Source organism: Noviherbaspirillum malthae (genome assembly GCF_015352985.1).
In the GTDB taxonomy this organism is placed as follows: domain Bacteria; phylum Pseudomonadota; class Gammaproteobacteria; order Burkholderiales; family Burkholderiaceae_D; genus Noviherbaspirillum; species Noviherbaspirillum malthae.
Window position 1 is genome coordinate 31082 of sequence record NZ_JACYXF010000034.1, and the last position, 15356, is coordinate 46437.

Below are 15356 nucleotides of genomic sequence, written 5' to 3' on the forward strand. Positions count from 1 at the left end.
TGCGCGCGCAGCAGTGCGCTGGGGCACAGGAATTCACTTGCCGCGGACCCGGTCCGCGGCTTTCTTCTGGAACCCTATGTCATCTGTTGGAATCGTTACGCCGCAATCGATGCATTTCGCCGAGCCGCTGCCGCTGTCCGGCGGCGCCTCGCTGTCCGGCTACACGCTGGTCTACGAGACCTACGGCAAGCTCAATGCCGACCGCTCGAATGCGGTGCTGGTCTGCCACGCACTCAATGCCTCCCATCATGTCGCCGGCATGTACGAAGGCGCCGACGGCAGCAAGAACGTCGGCTGGTGGGACAACATGGTCGGCCCCGGCAAGCCGCTCGACACCGACCGTTTCTTCGTCATCGGCGTCAACAATCTCGGCTCCTGCTTCGGCTCGACCGGCCCGATGCACACCAATCCCGCCACCGGCAAGCCCTACGGCGCCGATTTTCCGGTAGTCACCGTCGAAGACTGGGTGCATGCCCAGGCGCGCCTGGCCGATGCGCTCGGCATCCGTCAATTCGCCGCGGTCATGGGCGGCTCGCTCGGCGGCATGCAGGCCTTTTCCTGGAGCATGATTTATCCGGAACGGCTGCGCCACTGCATCGTGATCGCCTCGACGCCCAAGCTGTCGGCGCAGAACATCGCCTTCAACGACGTCGCCCGCCAAGCCATCCTGACCGATCCGGATTTCCACGGCGGCGACTTCTACGCGCACGGCGTGGTGCCCAAGCGCGGCCTGCGGGTGGCGCGCATGGTCGGCCACATCACCTACCTGTCCGACGACAGCATGGCCGAGAAATTCGGCCGCGACCTGCGCAACGGCGGCTACCAGTTCGGCTTCGGCATCGACTTCGAGATCGAATCCTACCTGCGCTACCAGGGCGACAAGTTCTCCGAATACTTCGACGCCAACACCTATCTGCTGATCACCAAGGCGCTCGACTACTTCGATCCGGCCAGGGATTACGGCGACGACCTGGCCAGGGCATTGGAACCGACGCAGGCGCAGTTCCTGGTGGTGTCCTTCACCACCGACTGGCGCTTCTCGCCGGAACGCAGCCGCGAAATCGTGCAGGCGCTGGTCAAGAACAAGCGCAAGGTCTCGTATGCGGAAATCGCCGCGCCGCACGGCCACGACGCCTTCCTGCTGGAAGATCCGCGCTACATGAATACGGTGCGCGCCTATTACGACAGGGTATGGCAGGACATTGAAGGGAGGCCGGCATGAATTTCCATGAACTCAACGTATTGCGCGCCGACCTTGCCTTTATCGCACACTGGGTCAACCCGGCCTCGCATGTGCTGGATCTGGGCTGCGGCGACGGCGTGATGCTGCAATACCTGCAGACCGACAAGCACTGCATCGGCTACGGCGTGGAAATCGATGACGCCAAGATCCCGCTGTGCATCGAGCGCGGCGTGGCCGTGATCCAGCAGGACCTGGAAACCGGCCTGGCCATGTTTGTCGATAATGCATTCGATACCGTGCTGTGCCTGTCGGCGCTGCAGATGATGAAAAACGTGGAAGGCGTGCTGCGCGACATCGCCCGGGTGGGCCGCGAAGCCATCGTTTCCTTCCCCAACTTTGCATACTGGCCACACCGGCTGGCGCTGATCGGCGGCCGCATGCCGGTGTCGAAATCGCTGCCGTACGAGTGGTATGACACGCCGAATGTCCGCTGCGCAACTATTTACGATTTTCAGGAACTTGCCAACCAAGTGGGGCTCGAAGTGCTCGAGTGCATAGCGTTGCACGACGGCAAGCCCGTGACGTTTCTTCCGAACTGGCGTGGTAGCCTTGCCGTGTTCCGTTTACGTAAGAAATCTCCCGCATGAGCGTTCCCGCAAGCCAGGCTGCCACTGCCGCCGCACCCCCCAAGCTTCTCCGTTCCAAGCTGTTCTGGATCAGCCTGATGTATTTTTCGGAAGGCTTTCCGCTTGGGTTGTTCTTCGACCTGTTCCCCGTGTATTTCCGGCAACAAGGCATCGAATTGTCGAAGATCGGCCTGCTCAGCCTGCTTGGCCTGTCCTGGACGCTCAAGTTCCTGTGGGCGCCGCTGATCGACTTCACCCGCCGCCACCGTTACTGGATGGCGGCCGCCGATGTCGGCATGGGCATCGTCATGATCATCTGCGCCAAGGAGGCCGGCTTCGGTCCCTGGGTCTGGTTCGCCATCGGCACCTTCACCGCGCTGTCGGCGACCAATGACATCGCCATCGACGGCTATACCATCGAGCAGCTCGACAAGCGCGAGCTCGGTCTGGCCAACGGCTTCCGCATCGGCTTCTACCGGGTCGGCATGCTGGCGGCCGGCATCCTGCTCTGGTTCTCGGACGTGGCCGGCTGGACTTCGACCTACGGCCTGGCGTCGGTGCTGTTCTTCATCATCGCCGCGTTCAGCATCTTCGCGCCCAAGGAGCCGCCGCGTCCGGCGCGCGAAGCGCCGTCCAGCCTCGGCAGCGAACTGTCGGCGCTGGCGCAGCAGCCGCTCCTGATCGTCGCGCTGCTGCTGTTCATCGCCGGCCTGCTGTGGCCGGTGCTCGGCGCGCTGGATGCCGAATGGCTCAAGTCCTACAAGGGCGCATGGTGGTTCAAGGGCGGCGCGCCGGTCGGGCTGATCCTGCTGTCGGCGCTGCTGTTTACCAAGGGCATCCGCGGCCAGTCGGACCAGCTGGCGGCGGCCTCGGCCAAGGGGCCGATGTTCGGCGCCATCGTCTCCCTGCTCAACAAGCCGCATGCGCTGCTGCTGATCGGCTTCATCCTGATCTTCAAGCTGGCCGATTCCTCGATCGGTTTCATGATCAAGCCCTTCTGGGTCGACAGCGGCTTCACCAACACCCAGATCGGCCTGGTCTCGGTCAATCTCGGCCTCGGCCTGTCGATCGCCGGCGGCATCATCGGCGGCTGGTACACCGACCGCGCCGGCATCTTCAAGGCGCTCTGGGTGCTCGGCCTGTGGCAGGCCCTGTCCAACGTCGGCTACGTGGCGGCTGCCTATTTCATTCCGCGCGCGGCCCAGGGCGCCGACATCGCCGTCGCCCACCAGGCGCTGATGTACAGCGCCAGCGCGATCGAGTCGTTTACCGGCGGCCTCGGCACCGCGGCCTTCCTCGCCTTTCTGATGGCGATCGTCGACAAATCGCGCGCGACGACGGAATATGCGATCCTGTCTTCCATCTTTGCCTTTTCCCGTTCCATCGCAGGATGGGCCGGCGGTATCGGTGCGCAGGAAATGGGATACGCTGCCTACTTCGCGCTGACCTTCGTCCTCGCCTTCCCGGCCTATGCCTTGCTGCCATGGATCAAGTCCGTGCTGAAGTCTACCGAGGAGTCTCCGCCATGAACCTGTCCGCACCCCTGAGTTTCGCTCTCGCGGCGCTGCTGTCTTTCGCGCCGCCGGTCTTCGCCAAGGACGAAGTCAGTCCGGACGGTGTCAAGGTCGACAAGATGTCGCCCCTGCGCAATCTTGTCCCGGAGGAAGAACTGGAAGCGGCGGCGGTGCAGCAGTACACCAGCATCAAGCAGCAGGCCAGCCAGCAGCGTGCGCTGGCGCCGGACGATCACCCGCAAGTGCAGCGCCTGCGCAAGATCGCCAAGGATCTGATCCCCCACGCGGTCCGCTGGAACGAGCGCTCGGCCCAGTGGAAATGGGAAGTCAACCTGATCGGCTCGAAGGAAATCAATGCCTTCTGCATGCCGGGCGGGAAGATCGCCTTCTTCACCGGCATCCTCGACAATCTCAAGCTGACCGACGACGAAGTTGCCATCGTGATGGGCCATGAAATCGCGCATGCGCTGCGCGAGCACGGGCGCGAGCGCGCCGCCAAGTCGGGGCTGGCCAGCGCCGGCGCGAAGATCGCCGGTCTCGGCCTGTCGGCCTTCCTCGGCATCGATCCCAACCTGGCCGGCGCAGCCACCGGCGGCATCGCCAACCTGACCATGCTGAAATTTTCCCGCGACGACGAAACCGAAGCGGATCTCGTCGGCCTCGATATCGTCGCCCGCGCCGGCTACGATCCGCGCGCCGGCGTCGCGCTCTGGCGCAAGATGGGCATGGTCAGCCAGAGCAGCACGCCGCAATGGTTTTCCACCCACCCGGCCGGCAAGAGCCGCATCGCCGAAATGGAGAAGCACCTGCCGTCGGTCATGCCGCTGTATGCGAAGGCCAAAGGCGTGCAGCCGACCGCGCTGCCCCCGTATCAGACCAATGTGAAGGGGATTGCGCCGATCCGCTGATACCGTGGACCGGCGCAGGGGCGACCGGCCTCAGGCCGTCAGGAATGCCGAAGCGCCGTTGTACTCGACGGTCAGCGGCGCATGGTCGGAAAAGCGCTCGTCCTTGTAGATGCTGGCGGCGCTGGCCTTGGCCGCGACGCCCGGGGTCGACACATGGTAGTCGATGCGCCATCCCACATTGTTGGCCCAGGCCTGGCCGCGATTGCTCCACCAGGTATAGGCTTCGCCGGTGGTTTCCGGGTGCAGCGCGCGGTACACGTCCACCCAGCCGGTCTCGCCCAGCACGCGGCTCATCCATGCGCGTTCTTCCGGCAGGAAGCCGCTGTTCTTCTGATTCGATTTCCAGTTCTTCAGATCGATTTCCTTGTGCGCGATGTTCCAGTCGCCGCAGATCACCACTTCCTGGCCGCAGGCGCGCAGCTTCTGCAGATGCGGCAGGAAGACTTCCATGAATCGGAACTTGGCCTGCTGGCGTTCTTCGCTCGACGAGCCGGACGGGCAGTACACCGAGATCACGCTCAGCTTGCCGAAATCGCATTGCACATAGCGGCCTTCGGCATCGAACTCGTCGCAGCCGAAGCCGATGGTCACCGCATCGGGTTCATAGCGCGAATACACGCCGACGCCGGAATAGCCTTTCTTCTCGGCGTAATGGAAATGGCCATGGAAGCCGTGCGGACGGAGGAAATCGGGCGTCATGTCGGCGGCCTGCGCCTTCAGTTCCTGGACGCAGACGAAGTCGGCCGACTGCCTGTCCATCCAGTCGAAAAAGCCCTTCTTGCTGGCGGAGCGGATGCCGTTGAGATTGGCGGAAATGATCTTGAGCATGATTCTTTGCGTGACGATGAGGCGGTTAGGATAACTTATCCGGGGGCGGGATGATAAGGCCTTAAAATGTCGTTTTTCCGGCCGTGCAAACCTAGCTCGTAAGCCGCCGGGCTTGTCATTTCTTTCATTTTCGAGGTTCATCTTGAGCACACTGCGCCAGGAATTCATTGCCTTTTCCGTCTCGACCGGCGTCCTGCGTTTCGGCGATTTCGTCACCAAGGCCGGCCGCAACTCGCCTTACTTCTTCAACGCCGGACTGTTCAATGAAGGCGCCACGCTCGGCAAGCTGGCCGATTTCTATGCGCAGACGCTGATCGATTCCGGCGTCGAGTTCGACATGCTGTTCGGGCCTGCGTACAAGGGCATCACGCTGGCGGCGGCCACGTCGGTGGCGCTCGCTGCCAAGGGGCGCAACGTGCCTTTCGCCTACAACCGCAAGGAAGCCAAGGACCACGGCGAAGGCGGCACGATCGTCGGCGCCAAGCTGCAGGGCAGGGTGGTGATCATCGACGACGTGATTTCGGCGGGGACGTCGGTGCGGGAATCGGTGGACATGATCCGCGCGGCGGGTGCGACGCCTTGCGCGGTGCTGATTGCGCTGGACCGGATGGAGCGCTCGGGCAAGGATGGGGCGCTGTCGGAGAGTTCGGCGGTGCAGGAGGTGACGAAGGCTTACGGGATGCCGGTGGTGTCGATTGGGAATCTGAACGACTTGCTGGAGTATATTTCTGCGGCGGGTGAGGGTGGAGAGTTGGCTCGGTATAGGGAGGCGGTTGCGGCTTATCGTGAGCGGTATGGGGTTTTGTGATTTCTTTGGCCTTCTCTTCGGTGGCCCGGTGCGGTAGGTTCTCCGTTGATGCTTGCCGGGGCCAGACCCGGCAAGCATCAACGGAGTGACTGCCGCACCGAATCACCGAAGAGAGATCAGAAACCTCTCTCCAAACCTCACCCCGCCAACTTCTTCTTCAACAACTCTGTCAACTGCGCCGGATTCGCCTTTCCCTTGGTAGCCTTCATCGCCTGACCAATAATTGCATTGAATGCCTTCTCCTTGCCGGAACGGTACTCTTCAACCGACTTCGCATTGGCGGCCAAGACTTCATCGACAATCTTCTCCAGCGCGCCGCTGTCCGAAATCTGCTTCAAGCCCTTGGACTCGATAATTTCGTCAGCCAGCGCGGCATTGGAAGACTTCGCCTCCCACATCCCGCCAAACACTTCCTTGGCGATCTTGTTGGAAATCGTGCCATCGGCGATGCGCTGCAGCAGCAAGGCAAGCTGTTCCGCCTTGACCGGCGAATCGGCAATATCCACACCCTCGCGGTTGAGGGTCGAGGACACGTCGCCCATCAGCCAGTTCGCCGCCGGCTTGGCCTGCTCCTTGCCGGCCTTGGCCACCACCGCCTCGAAATAGGAGGCCATCGCCTTCGACTGCGTCAGCACCGCCGCATCGTATTCCGGCAGGCCGTAGTCGTTGACGAAGCGCTCGCGCATCGCGCCCGGTAGTTCCGGCATGGTGGCTCGTACGCGCTCGATCCAGTCCTGCGCGATCACCAGCGGCGGCAGGTCGGGATCGGGGAAGTAGCGGTAATCCTGCGCGTCTTCCTTGCTGCGCATGGAGCGGGTTTCCTTGCGGTCCGGGTCATACAGGCGGGTTTCCTGCACCACCTTGCCGCCGTCCTCGATCAGCTCGATCTGGCGCCGCACTTCGAAATTGATCGCCTCTTCCAGGAAGCGGAAGGAGTTCAGGTTCTTGATCTCGCAGCGGGTGCCGTATTCCTTCTGGCCGGCGGGACGCACCGAAACGTTGGCGTCGCAGCGGAACGAGCCTTCCTGCATGTTGCCGTCGCAGATGCCCAGCCACATCACCAGCGAATGCAGTGCCTTGGCATACGCCACCGCCTCGGCGGCGCTGCGCATGTCGGGTTCGGTGACGATCTCGAGCAGCGGCGTGCCGGCGCGGTTGAGGTCGATGCCGGACATGCCGTGATAGTCCTCGTGCAGCGACTTGCCCGCATCCTCTTCCAGGTGGGCGCGCGTCAGTTGCACGGTCTTCATCTCGGCCTTGCCGTCCTTTTCCAGCACGAAGGAAATCGTGCCGCCCTGGACCACCGGGATCTCGTACTGGCTGATCTGGTAACCCTTGGGCAGGTCGGGATAGAAGTAATTCTTGCGCGCGAAGATCGACTGCGGAGCAACTTTGGCGCCGATGGCCAGGCCAAACTGGATCGCACGCTCCACCGCGCCCTTGTTCATCACCGGCAGCACGCCGGGCAGGGCCAGGTCCACCGGGGAGGCCTGAGTGTTGGGCTCGGCGCCGAAGCGCGTCGATGCGCCGCTGAAGATCTTGGATTGGGTCGAGAGCTGGGTGTGGGTCTCAAGACCGATTACGACTTCCCATTGCATGGTGTTGTCCTCTTGATAGCTGGTGACTGGCGCCTTGTCTTTGCTGCATGCGCTTGCCGGCGAGGCAAGGGCAGGGCATCCATGTCATCCGTGTTTATTCGTCATACCGGCATTTCCCGGTTTTCAGGTTGACCGACAGTTCGGTGAAATTCGGCCGCGATCCGCACAGCGCAGGACAGGTCGGCCTGATGCTGAGCGAATCGCCTTCGCGCTCCAGCCGTATCGTGCAGTTAAGCCTGCGGCCGAAATCGTAGCCGCGCTGAAAGCGCGCTTCCGCCGCGTCCTTCAGGCTGACGCGCCAAGTCACGCGCGGGGTTTCATCGCGCACTTCGGCCTGCAGGCCGTCTTCCGTGTCGATGCTGCAGTCGAAGCCGTGGGTGCTGCGAAACAGCGACGACTCCCAGCGGAATGCCTGAATCGCATCGCCGTTGAGCTTGAACTCGCCGCTGTCGGCGTAAATGAGCTTTTCATTCATCTCGCTGCGCGTGTCGCTGCAGGAAAAGCGGGTGTCGAGCTGCTGCGCCGATACGGCGGCAGACATGCCCGACAGCAGCAGTGCCAGAGATGCCAGGGTGGCGGCGCGCAGCGAACTCATCATGCGCCCGCCGGTGCGCGCCGATGCCAGTCGGTCGCCTGCTGGTACTGGTGGGCGACGTTGAGCAGCTTCGCTTCCTGAAAATAATTGCCGATGATCTGCAGGCCGACCGGGCGCCTGCCGTTCTTGTCGCCCTGGCCGAAGCCGCAGGGAATCGACATGCCGGGCAGGCCGGCGAGACTGGTCGACAGCGTGAAGATGTCGGCCAGATAATTCGCCACAGGATCGTCGGCCTTGTCGCCGAGATCCCATGCCACCGTCGGCGACACCGGTCCCATGATCACGTCGCACTGCCGGAACGCGTCCTGGAAATCCTGCGCGATCAGGCGGCGGATCTTCTGCGCCTGCAGGTAGTAGGCATCGTAGTAGCCATGCGACAGCACGTAGGCGCCGACCAGGATGCGGCGCTTGACCTCGTCGCCGAAGCCTTCGGCGCGCGACTTGCGGTACATGTCGCCCAGGTCCTTGTATTCGGCGGCGCGATGGCCGTAGCGCACGCCGTCGAAGCGGCTCAGGTTGGACGAGGCTTCCGCCGGCGCGATCACGTAGTACACGGGAATCGACAGCTCGGTCTTCGGCAGCGAGATGTCGACCAGCGTCGCGCCCAGCTTTTCATATTCGGCAAGCGCGGCGCGCACCGCCTGTTCGACATCGGGCGCCAGGCCCTTGCCGAAATACTCGCGCGGGATGCCGATGCGCAGGCCCTGCAGCTTGTTGTTCAGATCACGGGTGAAATCCTCCTGCGGACGCTCCAGGCTGGTGGAGTCGCGCGGATCGAAGCCGGCCATCGCGTTGAGCAGCAGGCCGCAGTCTTCCGCGGTCTGCGCCATCGGGCCGCCCTGGTCGAGCGATGATGCAAAAGCGATCATGCCGAAGCGGGACACGCGGCCGTAGGTCGGCTTGATGCCGGTGACGCCGCACAGCGATGCCGGCTGGCGGATCGAGCCGCCGGTGTCGGTCGCGGTGGCCGCAGGCGCCAGGCGCGCGGCGATCGCCGCCGCCGAACCGCCGGAGGAGCCGCCCGGAATGGCGGTCTTGTCCCACGGGTTCTTCACCGCGCCGAAGTGGCTGTTTTCATTCGACGAGCCCATCGCGAATTCATCGCAGTTGAGCTTGCCGAGCGTGACCATACCTGCCGCATGGAACTGTTGGACCACAGTTGCATCGAAGGGGCTTACGTAATTCGAGAGCATCTTCGAGCCGGCGGTGGAACGCCAGCCGCGCGTGACGAAAATGTCCTTGTGCGCGATCGGAATGCCGGTCAGCGGCGTCGTGTCGTTTTTGGCAATGCGCGCATCAGCCTCGGCGGCCTGCTGCAGTGTCAGAGTGTCATCGACATGGATGAAGGCGTTGAGGTCGCTCTGCTTGATGCGGTCGAGGAACAGCTTCGCCAGTTCGGTAGCGGAAATCTGTTTTGCCTGCAGCAGTGCGGAAAGTTCTTTGAGAGTCTTGGTATGCATGGTTGGCTGGCCGGTTCGCTGCGAACCGGCGGATGATCCGGCAAGAGTTATTCGATGACTTTCGGCACGAGGTAGAGGCCGTCCTGTGTTGCCGGAGCAACTTGCTGGTAGTCCTCGCGGCGGTTCGGTTCGGAGACTTCGTCCTCGCGCAGGCGCAGGGCAACGTCGTTCTGGTAGGCCGCGATCGGGTGATTCAGCGGTTCGACGCCGCTGGTGTCGACGGCCCGCATCTGCTCGACGAGCGAGAAGATGCCGTTGAGCTTGTCGAGGGTCTTGCCGGCCTGGGCTTCTTCCAGATCGAGCTGCGCGAGGCGGGCCAGGCGCTTAACATCGTTGAGATCGAGTGACATGATTGACAGTGGAGAACAAGCCGTTGTCGGCGAGTATTTTCAGGAAAACAAGAGTGTTTTTGTTGTGGCAAAACCTTGCCAAAAAGCCGTGGCAAATGCGTGTATCACGCCCGCTTTTTGAAGTTTCCCGCAACTAATTTCGGTTAAATTATAAGGTAGAATCACGGGTTGATACCTCGCTGGCGGGCAGGCTTCGCCCTCATGCCGAAAGGGGTTCTTACCACAATGACCATCGCGCCATCGTTGCGCTTCAGGACAATACATGTTTGGATTTTTACGCAGTTATTTTTCTAACGACCTGGCGATCGATCTGGGCACTGCCAATACACTGATCTACGTACGCAACATGGGCATCGTGCTGGACGAGCCCTCGGTCGTGGCGATCCGCCAGCAGGGCGGCCCCAACGGCAAGAAGACCATCCAGGCGGTGGGCAAGGAAGCCAAGCAGATGCTGGGCAAGGTCCCGGGCAACATCGAAGCCATCCGTCCCATGAAGGACGGCGTGATTGCCGACTTCACCGTGACCGAGCAGATGCTCAAGCAGTTCATCCGCATGGTCCACGATTCCAAACTGTTCAAGCCTTCCCCGCGCATCATCATCTGCGTTCCTTGCGGCTCCACGCAGGTCGAGCGCCGCGCGATCCGCGAATCCGCGCTCGGCGCGGGCGCATCCCAGGTCTACCTGATCGAGGAGCCGATGGCCGCCGCGATCGGCGCCGGCCTGCCGGTCTCGGACGCCACCGGTTCCATGGTCGTCGACATCGGCGGCGGCACCACCGAAGTCGGCATCATTTCGCTGGGCGGCATGGTGTACAAGGGTTCGGTGCGCGTCGGCGGCGACAAGTTCGACGAAGCTATCGTCAACTACATCCGCCGCAACTACGGCATGCTGATCGGCGAACAGACCGCCGAACTGATCAAGAAGGAAATCGGTTCCGCCTTCCCCGGCTCCGAGATCAAGGAAATGGAAGTCAAGGGCCGCAACCTGTCCGAAGGCATTCCGCGCTCCTTCACCATCTCCAGCAACGAGATCCTCGAAGCGCTGACCGATCCGCTCAACAACATCGTCTCCGCCGTCAAGAACGCGCTCGAGCAGACGCCGCCCGAACTCGGCGCCGACATCGCCGAGAAGGGCATGATGCTGACCGGCGGCGGCGCGCTGCTGCGCGACCTCGACCGCCTGCTGATGGAAGAGACCGGCCTGCCGGTGATCGTCGCCGAAGACCCGCTGACCTGCGTCGTGCGCGGCTCCGGCATGGCGCTCGAGCGCATGGACAAGCTGGGCTCCATCTTCTCCTACGAGTAATGCTTTACCTGCGTGTCCTGTCCGCATGCAACGCTTGCGCAGGACACGCCGGCGGACAGACGCTTCTTGTCATTTCCCCGGAACATAGTTAGCCCCTGATGGAATACAGTCCACCGCCACTCTTCAAGCAAGGCGCCTCCGCGCGCGTCAAAGTGGTGTTCTTCTCCCTGATCGCACTGGTCTTGCTCATTGCCGATGCGCGCTTTCGCACGATGGGCACCATCCGCCAGCTGGTCGGCACCGGCCTCTATCCCCTGCAGGTCGTGGCGCTGCTGCCGCGCGATGCAATCTACATGGCCGGCAACTATTTCTCGACCCTGTCGGCGGTGCAGCGCGAAAACAACGCCCTCAAGGAAGAACAGGTCGCCAATGCCCAGACGCTGCAGCAGGTGCACCAGCTGCAGGCGGAGAACGCGCAGCTGCGCAAGCTGCTTGACGCCAGCGAGCGCCTGCCGGGCAAGTCGGTCCTGGGCGAGATTCTCTACGACGCGCGCGACGCCTTCACCCGCAAGGTCATTCTCGACCGCGGCAGCCGCAGCGGCGTGCGTCCGGGGCAGCCGGTGATCGACGATATCGGCGTGGTCGGACAGGTGACGCGGGTCTTTCCGTTCACGTCGGAAGTGACGCTGCTGACCGACAAGGAGCAGGCCATTCCGGTGCAGGTGGTGCGCACCGGCCTGCGCAGCGTCGTCTACGGCCAGGGCCACTCCGGTTCGCTCGACCTGCGTTTCATGCCCGTCAATGCCGATATCAAGAACGGCGACGTTCTGGTCACTTCCGGCATCGACGGCATCTATCCGGCCGGGCTCGCGGTCGCCAAGGTGGTGCAGGTGGAGAGCAAGTCCTCGGATGCATTCGCCCGCATCATCTGTTTGCCGATTGCCGGCGTCGACCGCAACCGCCAGCTGCTGGTGCTGCTGACCGAGCAGAATCTGGCGCCGCGCCCCGAGCCTGAGAATCCGAAGGAAAAGGGCAAGGCGGCCAAGCGCCCGGCTGAAGCCGGCAAGGAGCAGGCCCCGGCGGATACCGCGAAAGAAGCGGCCAAGCCGGCAGCAGGCCAGAATACCGCAGTGCCTGCCGCCGCTCCTGCACCTGCCGCACCAGCCGCAGCGTCGGCTGCAGCCAAGCAGACAGCGCCCGAGCAGAAGACTGCGGCGCCCGCAGCGCAGGCTCCGCAAGGTGCAATGCCCGCCAAGCCGGCAAACGGCAATGTCCAGCAAGCCGCCGGTCCGGCCGCCGGCAGAACCGCGCCGAACCAGGCGGCGCCTGCCGCAACGCCGCCGAACCGGCCCGCTGCGGCGGCCCCGGCCAATGCTCCGACAGGTGCCGCAGCTTCGGCAGCCGCGGCGGCGGTACCAAAAGCTGTGCCCGCACCAGCAGGCGCAGGCGCGAACACAGCGAACACAAATACGAACACCAACCCGACGGCGCCGACCCCCGGCGCGCAGCCCAAGACCGACGCTCCGGCGCAGAAGGCCACGCCATGAACAGTCCGCATTACATCCTGCTGCCGGCCAACCCGCTGTTCATCGCCTCCAGCATCGCCCTGGCCTTCCTGCTGAATATGCTGCCCTGGGGGCATTGGGTCGGCGTGCCGGATTTCGTCGCGCTGGTGCTGGTGTTCTGGAGCATCCATCAGCCGCGCAGGGTCGGCATCGGCATCGCCTTCATGATGGGTCTGCTGATGGACGTGCACGACGCCACGCTGCTCGGCGAAAACGCCCTGTCCTATACCCTGCTGTCTTATTTTTCGATCATGATCCATCGGCGCGTGCTGTGGTTCAAGATGGGAACGCAAGCCGCCCATGTGCTGCCGCTGCTTTTATTTATGCAGGCGGTGCAACTTGTCATCCGCATGCTGGTCAGTGGAAAGTTTCCGGGATGGACGTATTTCCTTGAAAGCCTGGTCGCCGCCGCATTGTGGCCCGTGGTATCGGCCATCCTGCTGGCGCCGCAGCGTCGCGCCGTCAACCGCGACGATACGCGGCCGATCTGAGGCGTGGACTGCCTGACGGACCTGGCGGCCCGTTCCGGATGTTGAAGCATTGAATGTAGCGGCGCTCCCGCGGGCGCCTTCCTCGCCGCAGCATTGCCGCCAGCAATGCATGTGAAAGAGGCAAGTGTGATGATGCGGATGGCGCGACGGCATCCGTACAAGATGGAACATGACCGAATTCAAAAACACTGAACGTGAAGTGCACCTTTTCCGCCTGCGGCTCTCGGCCGCCGGCGTATTCGTGCTGATCTGTTTCAGCCTGCTGGTCGCGCGCTTCGTCTGGCTGCAGGTGGTGCGCCATAACCACTACCAGGCGCAGGCCGAAGACAACCGCATCTCGGTGGTGCCGGTTGTGCCCAACCGCGGCCTCATCCTCGACCGCAACGGCGTCGTCCTGGCGCGCAACTTCTCCGCGTACACGCTGGAGATCACGCCATCCAAGCTGGTCGAGCCGCTCGACACCGTGATCACCAACCTCTCCGCGCTGGTCGACATCCAGCCCAAGGACCGCCGCCGCTTCCGCAGATTGCAGGAAGAAGCGAAGAACTTCGAAAGCGTGCCGATCCGCACCCGCCTGACCGATGAAGAGGTCGCCCGCTTCACGGCCCAGCGCTATCGCTTCCCCGGCGTCGAGATCCAGGCGCGCCTGTTCCGCCAGTATCCGCTCGGCGAAACCGCCTCTCATGTCATCGGCTACATCGGCCGCATCAACCGGCGCGACGCGGAAAGAATCGCCGATTCGGAAGATGCCGCCAACTACATGGGTACCGACTACATCGGCAAGGAAGGCGTCGAAAAGAAATACGAAAACGTCCTGCACGGCATCACCGGCTATGAAGAGGTGGAAGTCTCCGCCGGCGGACGTGCCGTGCGCACGCTGTCGCGCACGCCGGCCACGCCGGGCAGTAACCTGGTTCTCTCCATCGACATCGAACTGCAGAAGATCGTCGAGGAAGCCTTCGGCGACCGCCGCGGCGCGCTGGTGGCGATCGAGCCGTCGACCGGTGACGTGCTGGCCTATGTCTCCAAGCCGACCTACGATCCCAACCTGTTCGTCGACGGCATCGACCAACTCAGCTGGGACGAACTGAACACGTCCATCGACCGCCCGCTGCTGAACCGTCCGCTGATCGGCACCTATCCGCCGGGCTCGACCTACAAGCCCTTCATGGCGCTGGCGGCGCTGGAGACCGGCAAGCGCACCCCGGCCAACGCGATTTCCGATCCGGGCTATTTCTGGTTCGGCAATCACAAGTTCCGCGACGACAAGGTGGACGGCCATGGCACGGTCGACATGTACAAGTCGATCGTCCAGTCATGCAATACCTACTACTACAACCTCGCCAACGATCTCGGCGTCGATACCATTCATGACTTCATGAAACCCTTCGGCTTCGGCCGCCTGACCGGCATCGATCTCGACAACGAGCGCGCCGGCACCCTGCCGTCCACAGCATGGAAGCGGGCGGCCTACAAGCGCCCCGAGCAGCAAAAATGGTATGCCGGCGAAACCATTTCCATCGGGATCGGCCAGGGCTACAACGCCTTCACGCCGCTGCAGCTTGCGCACGCGACGGCGACGCTGGCCAACGACGGCGTCGTGATGAAGCCGCACCTGGTCAAGAGCATCGAAAACAGCGTGACCAAGGAAAAGGTGCCGGTGGTCAACGGCGAGAGCGCACGGATCAAGCTGAAGCAGGAGAACATCGACTTCGTCAAGAAGGCGCTGGTGGGCGTGACCCGCGAGGGAACCTCGGCCCGCGTGTTCGCCGGCGCCCAGTATGTCTCGGCCGGCAAGACCGGCACGGCGCAGGCGATCGGCATCAAGAAGAACGAGAAATACGATGCGAAGAAAATGGCGGAGCACCATCGCGACCATTCCTGGTACATGACCTTCGCGCCCGCCGACAATCCGCGCATCGCGCTGGCCGTGATCGTGGAAAACGCAGGCTTCGGCGCGCAGGCGGCGGCGCCGATCGCGCGCATCGTGCTCGACTACCACCTGCTCGGCAAGCGCCCGGAAGACAAGACGGCGCCGGTCCTCAACGATGCCGCGGCGCCGGCTGCACCTGCGCCGCAGCCCGCCCGGCAGCAGGCCAGGCCCGACCAGTCGGTCCAGCGCAATGCGCCGGCTGCGGTCATTCCCGTATCGGCGACAGCCAAGGAGCACGTGCACTAATGGCG

Annotated in this window: 15 protein-coding genes; 10 read left to right on the forward strand and 5 right to left on the reverse strand. The window is 63.2% G+C overall.

Translation table 11 applies throughout. From position 1 onward, the window contains the following. The first annotated feature begins 76 nt into the window (after positions 1 to 76). Genes metX through IGW03_RS24995 form a run of 4 tightly spaced genes read left to right on the forward strand, consistent with a single transcriptional unit; the run spans position 77 to position 4231 of the window. The gene (gene metX / locus IGW03_RS24980; RefSeq protein ID WP_194725249.1) at positions 77 to 1222 is read left to right on the forward strand and encodes a homoserine O-succinyltransferase MetX; all 1146 of its coding nucleotides are present in this window, start codon (positions 77 to 79) and stop codon (positions 1220 to 1222) included. Further along, positions 1219 to 1830 carry a methionine biosynthesis protein MetW gene (gene metW, locus IGW03_RS24985; RefSeq protein ID WP_194725250.1) on the forward strand — a complete coding sequence of 204 codons (612 nt, stop codon included), beginning with the start codon at positions 1219 to 1221 and terminating at the stop codon, positions 1828 to 1830. Before metX ends, metW begins: the two co-directional genes overlap by 4 nt. Further along, entirely contained in the window at positions 1827 to 3338 is a 1512-nt protein-coding gene (locus IGW03_RS24990) for an MFS transporter (protein ID WP_194725251.1), read from the forward strand. Before metW ends, IGW03_RS24990 begins: the two co-directional genes overlap by 4 nt. After that, entirely contained in the window at positions 3335 to 4231 is an 897-nt protein-coding gene (locus tag IGW03_RS24995; protein ID WP_194725252.1) for a M48 family metallopeptidase, read from the forward strand. Before IGW03_RS24990 ends, IGW03_RS24995 begins: the two co-directional genes overlap by 4 nt. Before the next feature lie 30 nt (positions 4232 to 4261). Here IGW03_RS24995 and IGW03_RS25000 read toward each other — a convergent pair whose 3' ends face one another. Beyond that, positions 4262 to 5059: an exodeoxyribonuclease III gene (locus IGW03_RS25000; RefSeq protein WP_194725253.1), complete on the reverse strand. Its 798-nt coding sequence runs from the start codon at positions 5057 to 5059 to the stop codon at positions 4262 to 4264. Positions 5060 to 5201: 142 nt separating this feature from the next. Here IGW03_RS25000 and pyrE point away from each other — a divergent pair, with 142 nt between their 5' ends. After that, entirely contained in the window at positions 5202 to 5867 is a 666-nt protein-coding gene (pyrE, locus tag IGW03_RS25005; RefSeq protein ID WP_194725254.1) for an orotate phosphoribosyltransferase, read from the forward strand. A 137-nt stretch (positions 5868 to 6004) separates the two neighbouring features. Here pyrE and gatB read toward each other — a convergent pair whose 3' ends face one another. The 4 genes from gatB to gatC all read right to left on the reverse strand — a co-directional run bounded on the left by gatB (position 6005) and on the right by gatC (position 9870). Continuing rightward, the gene (gene gatB / locus IGW03_RS25010; RefSeq protein WP_194725255.1) at positions 6005 to 7465 is read right to left on the reverse strand and encodes an Asp-tRNA(Asn)/Glu-tRNA(Gln) amidotransferase subunit GatB; all 1461 of its coding nucleotides are present in this window, start codon (positions 7463 to 7465) and stop codon (positions 6005 to 6007) included. A gap of 94 nt (positions 7466 to 7559) precedes the next feature. Then, positions 7560 to 8063 (reverse strand): hypothetical protein, encoded by a 504-nt coding sequence (locus IGW03_RS25015; RefSeq protein ID WP_228536069.1) that lies wholly within the window; start codon positions 8061 to 8063, stop codon positions 7560 to 7562. Then, complete coding sequence (gatA, locus tag IGW03_RS25020) at positions 8060 to 9520, reverse strand: Asp-tRNA(Asn)/Glu-tRNA(Gln) amidotransferase subunit GatA (protein ID WP_194725256.1); 1461 nt, start codon at positions 9518 to 9520, stop codon at positions 8060 to 8062. Before gatA ends, IGW03_RS25015 begins: the two co-directional genes overlap by 4 nt. A gap of 47 nt (positions 9521 to 9567) precedes the next feature. Next, positions 9568 to 9870 carry an Asp-tRNA(Asn)/Glu-tRNA(Gln) amidotransferase subunit GatC gene (gatC, locus tag IGW03_RS25025; protein ID WP_194725257.1) on the reverse strand — a complete coding sequence of 101 codons (303 nt, stop codon included), beginning with the start codon at positions 9868 to 9870 and terminating at the stop codon, positions 9568 to 9570. Between gatC and IGW03_RS38705 the strand changes: the two genes are divergently transcribed. The 5 genes from IGW03_RS38705 (at position 9869) to mrdA (ending at position 15351) form a co-directional block, all read left to right on the forward strand. Next, complete coding sequence (locus IGW03_RS38705) at positions 9869 to 9991, forward strand: hypothetical protein (protein WP_267253610.1); 123 nt, start codon at positions 9869 to 9871, stop codon at positions 9989 to 9991. The genes gatC and IGW03_RS38705 overlap by 2 nt on opposite strands. Positions 9992 to 10132: 141 nt before the next feature. Continuing rightward, the gene (locus tag IGW03_RS25030) at positions 10133 to 11176 is read left to right on the forward strand and encodes a rod shape-determining protein (RefSeq protein ID WP_151631771.1); all 1044 of its coding nucleotides are present in this window, start codon (positions 10133 to 10135) and stop codon (positions 11174 to 11176) included. A 98-nt stretch (positions 11177 to 11274) separates the two neighbouring features. Further along, positions 11275 to 12663, forward strand: coding sequence for a rod shape-determining protein MreC (mreC, locus tag IGW03_RS25035; RefSeq protein WP_194725258.1), 1389 nt, complete (start codon positions 11275 to 11277; stop codon positions 12661 to 12663). Continuing rightward, on the forward strand, positions 12660 to 13172 hold the full coding sequence (gene mreD, locus IGW03_RS25040; RefSeq protein ID WP_194725259.1) for a rod shape-determining protein MreD: 513 nt from the start codon (positions 12660 to 12662) through the stop codon (positions 13170 to 13172). The genes mreC and mreD overlap by 4 nt, the downstream gene beginning before the upstream one ends. A gap of 169 nt (positions 13173 to 13341) precedes the next feature. Continuing rightward, a complete protein-coding gene (gene mrdA / locus IGW03_RS25045; protein ID WP_194725260.1) occupies positions 13342 to 15351 on the forward strand; it encodes a penicillin-binding protein 2 in 2010 nt (669 codons plus the stop codon). The last annotated feature ends 5 nt before the right edge of the window (positions 15352 to 15356 follow it).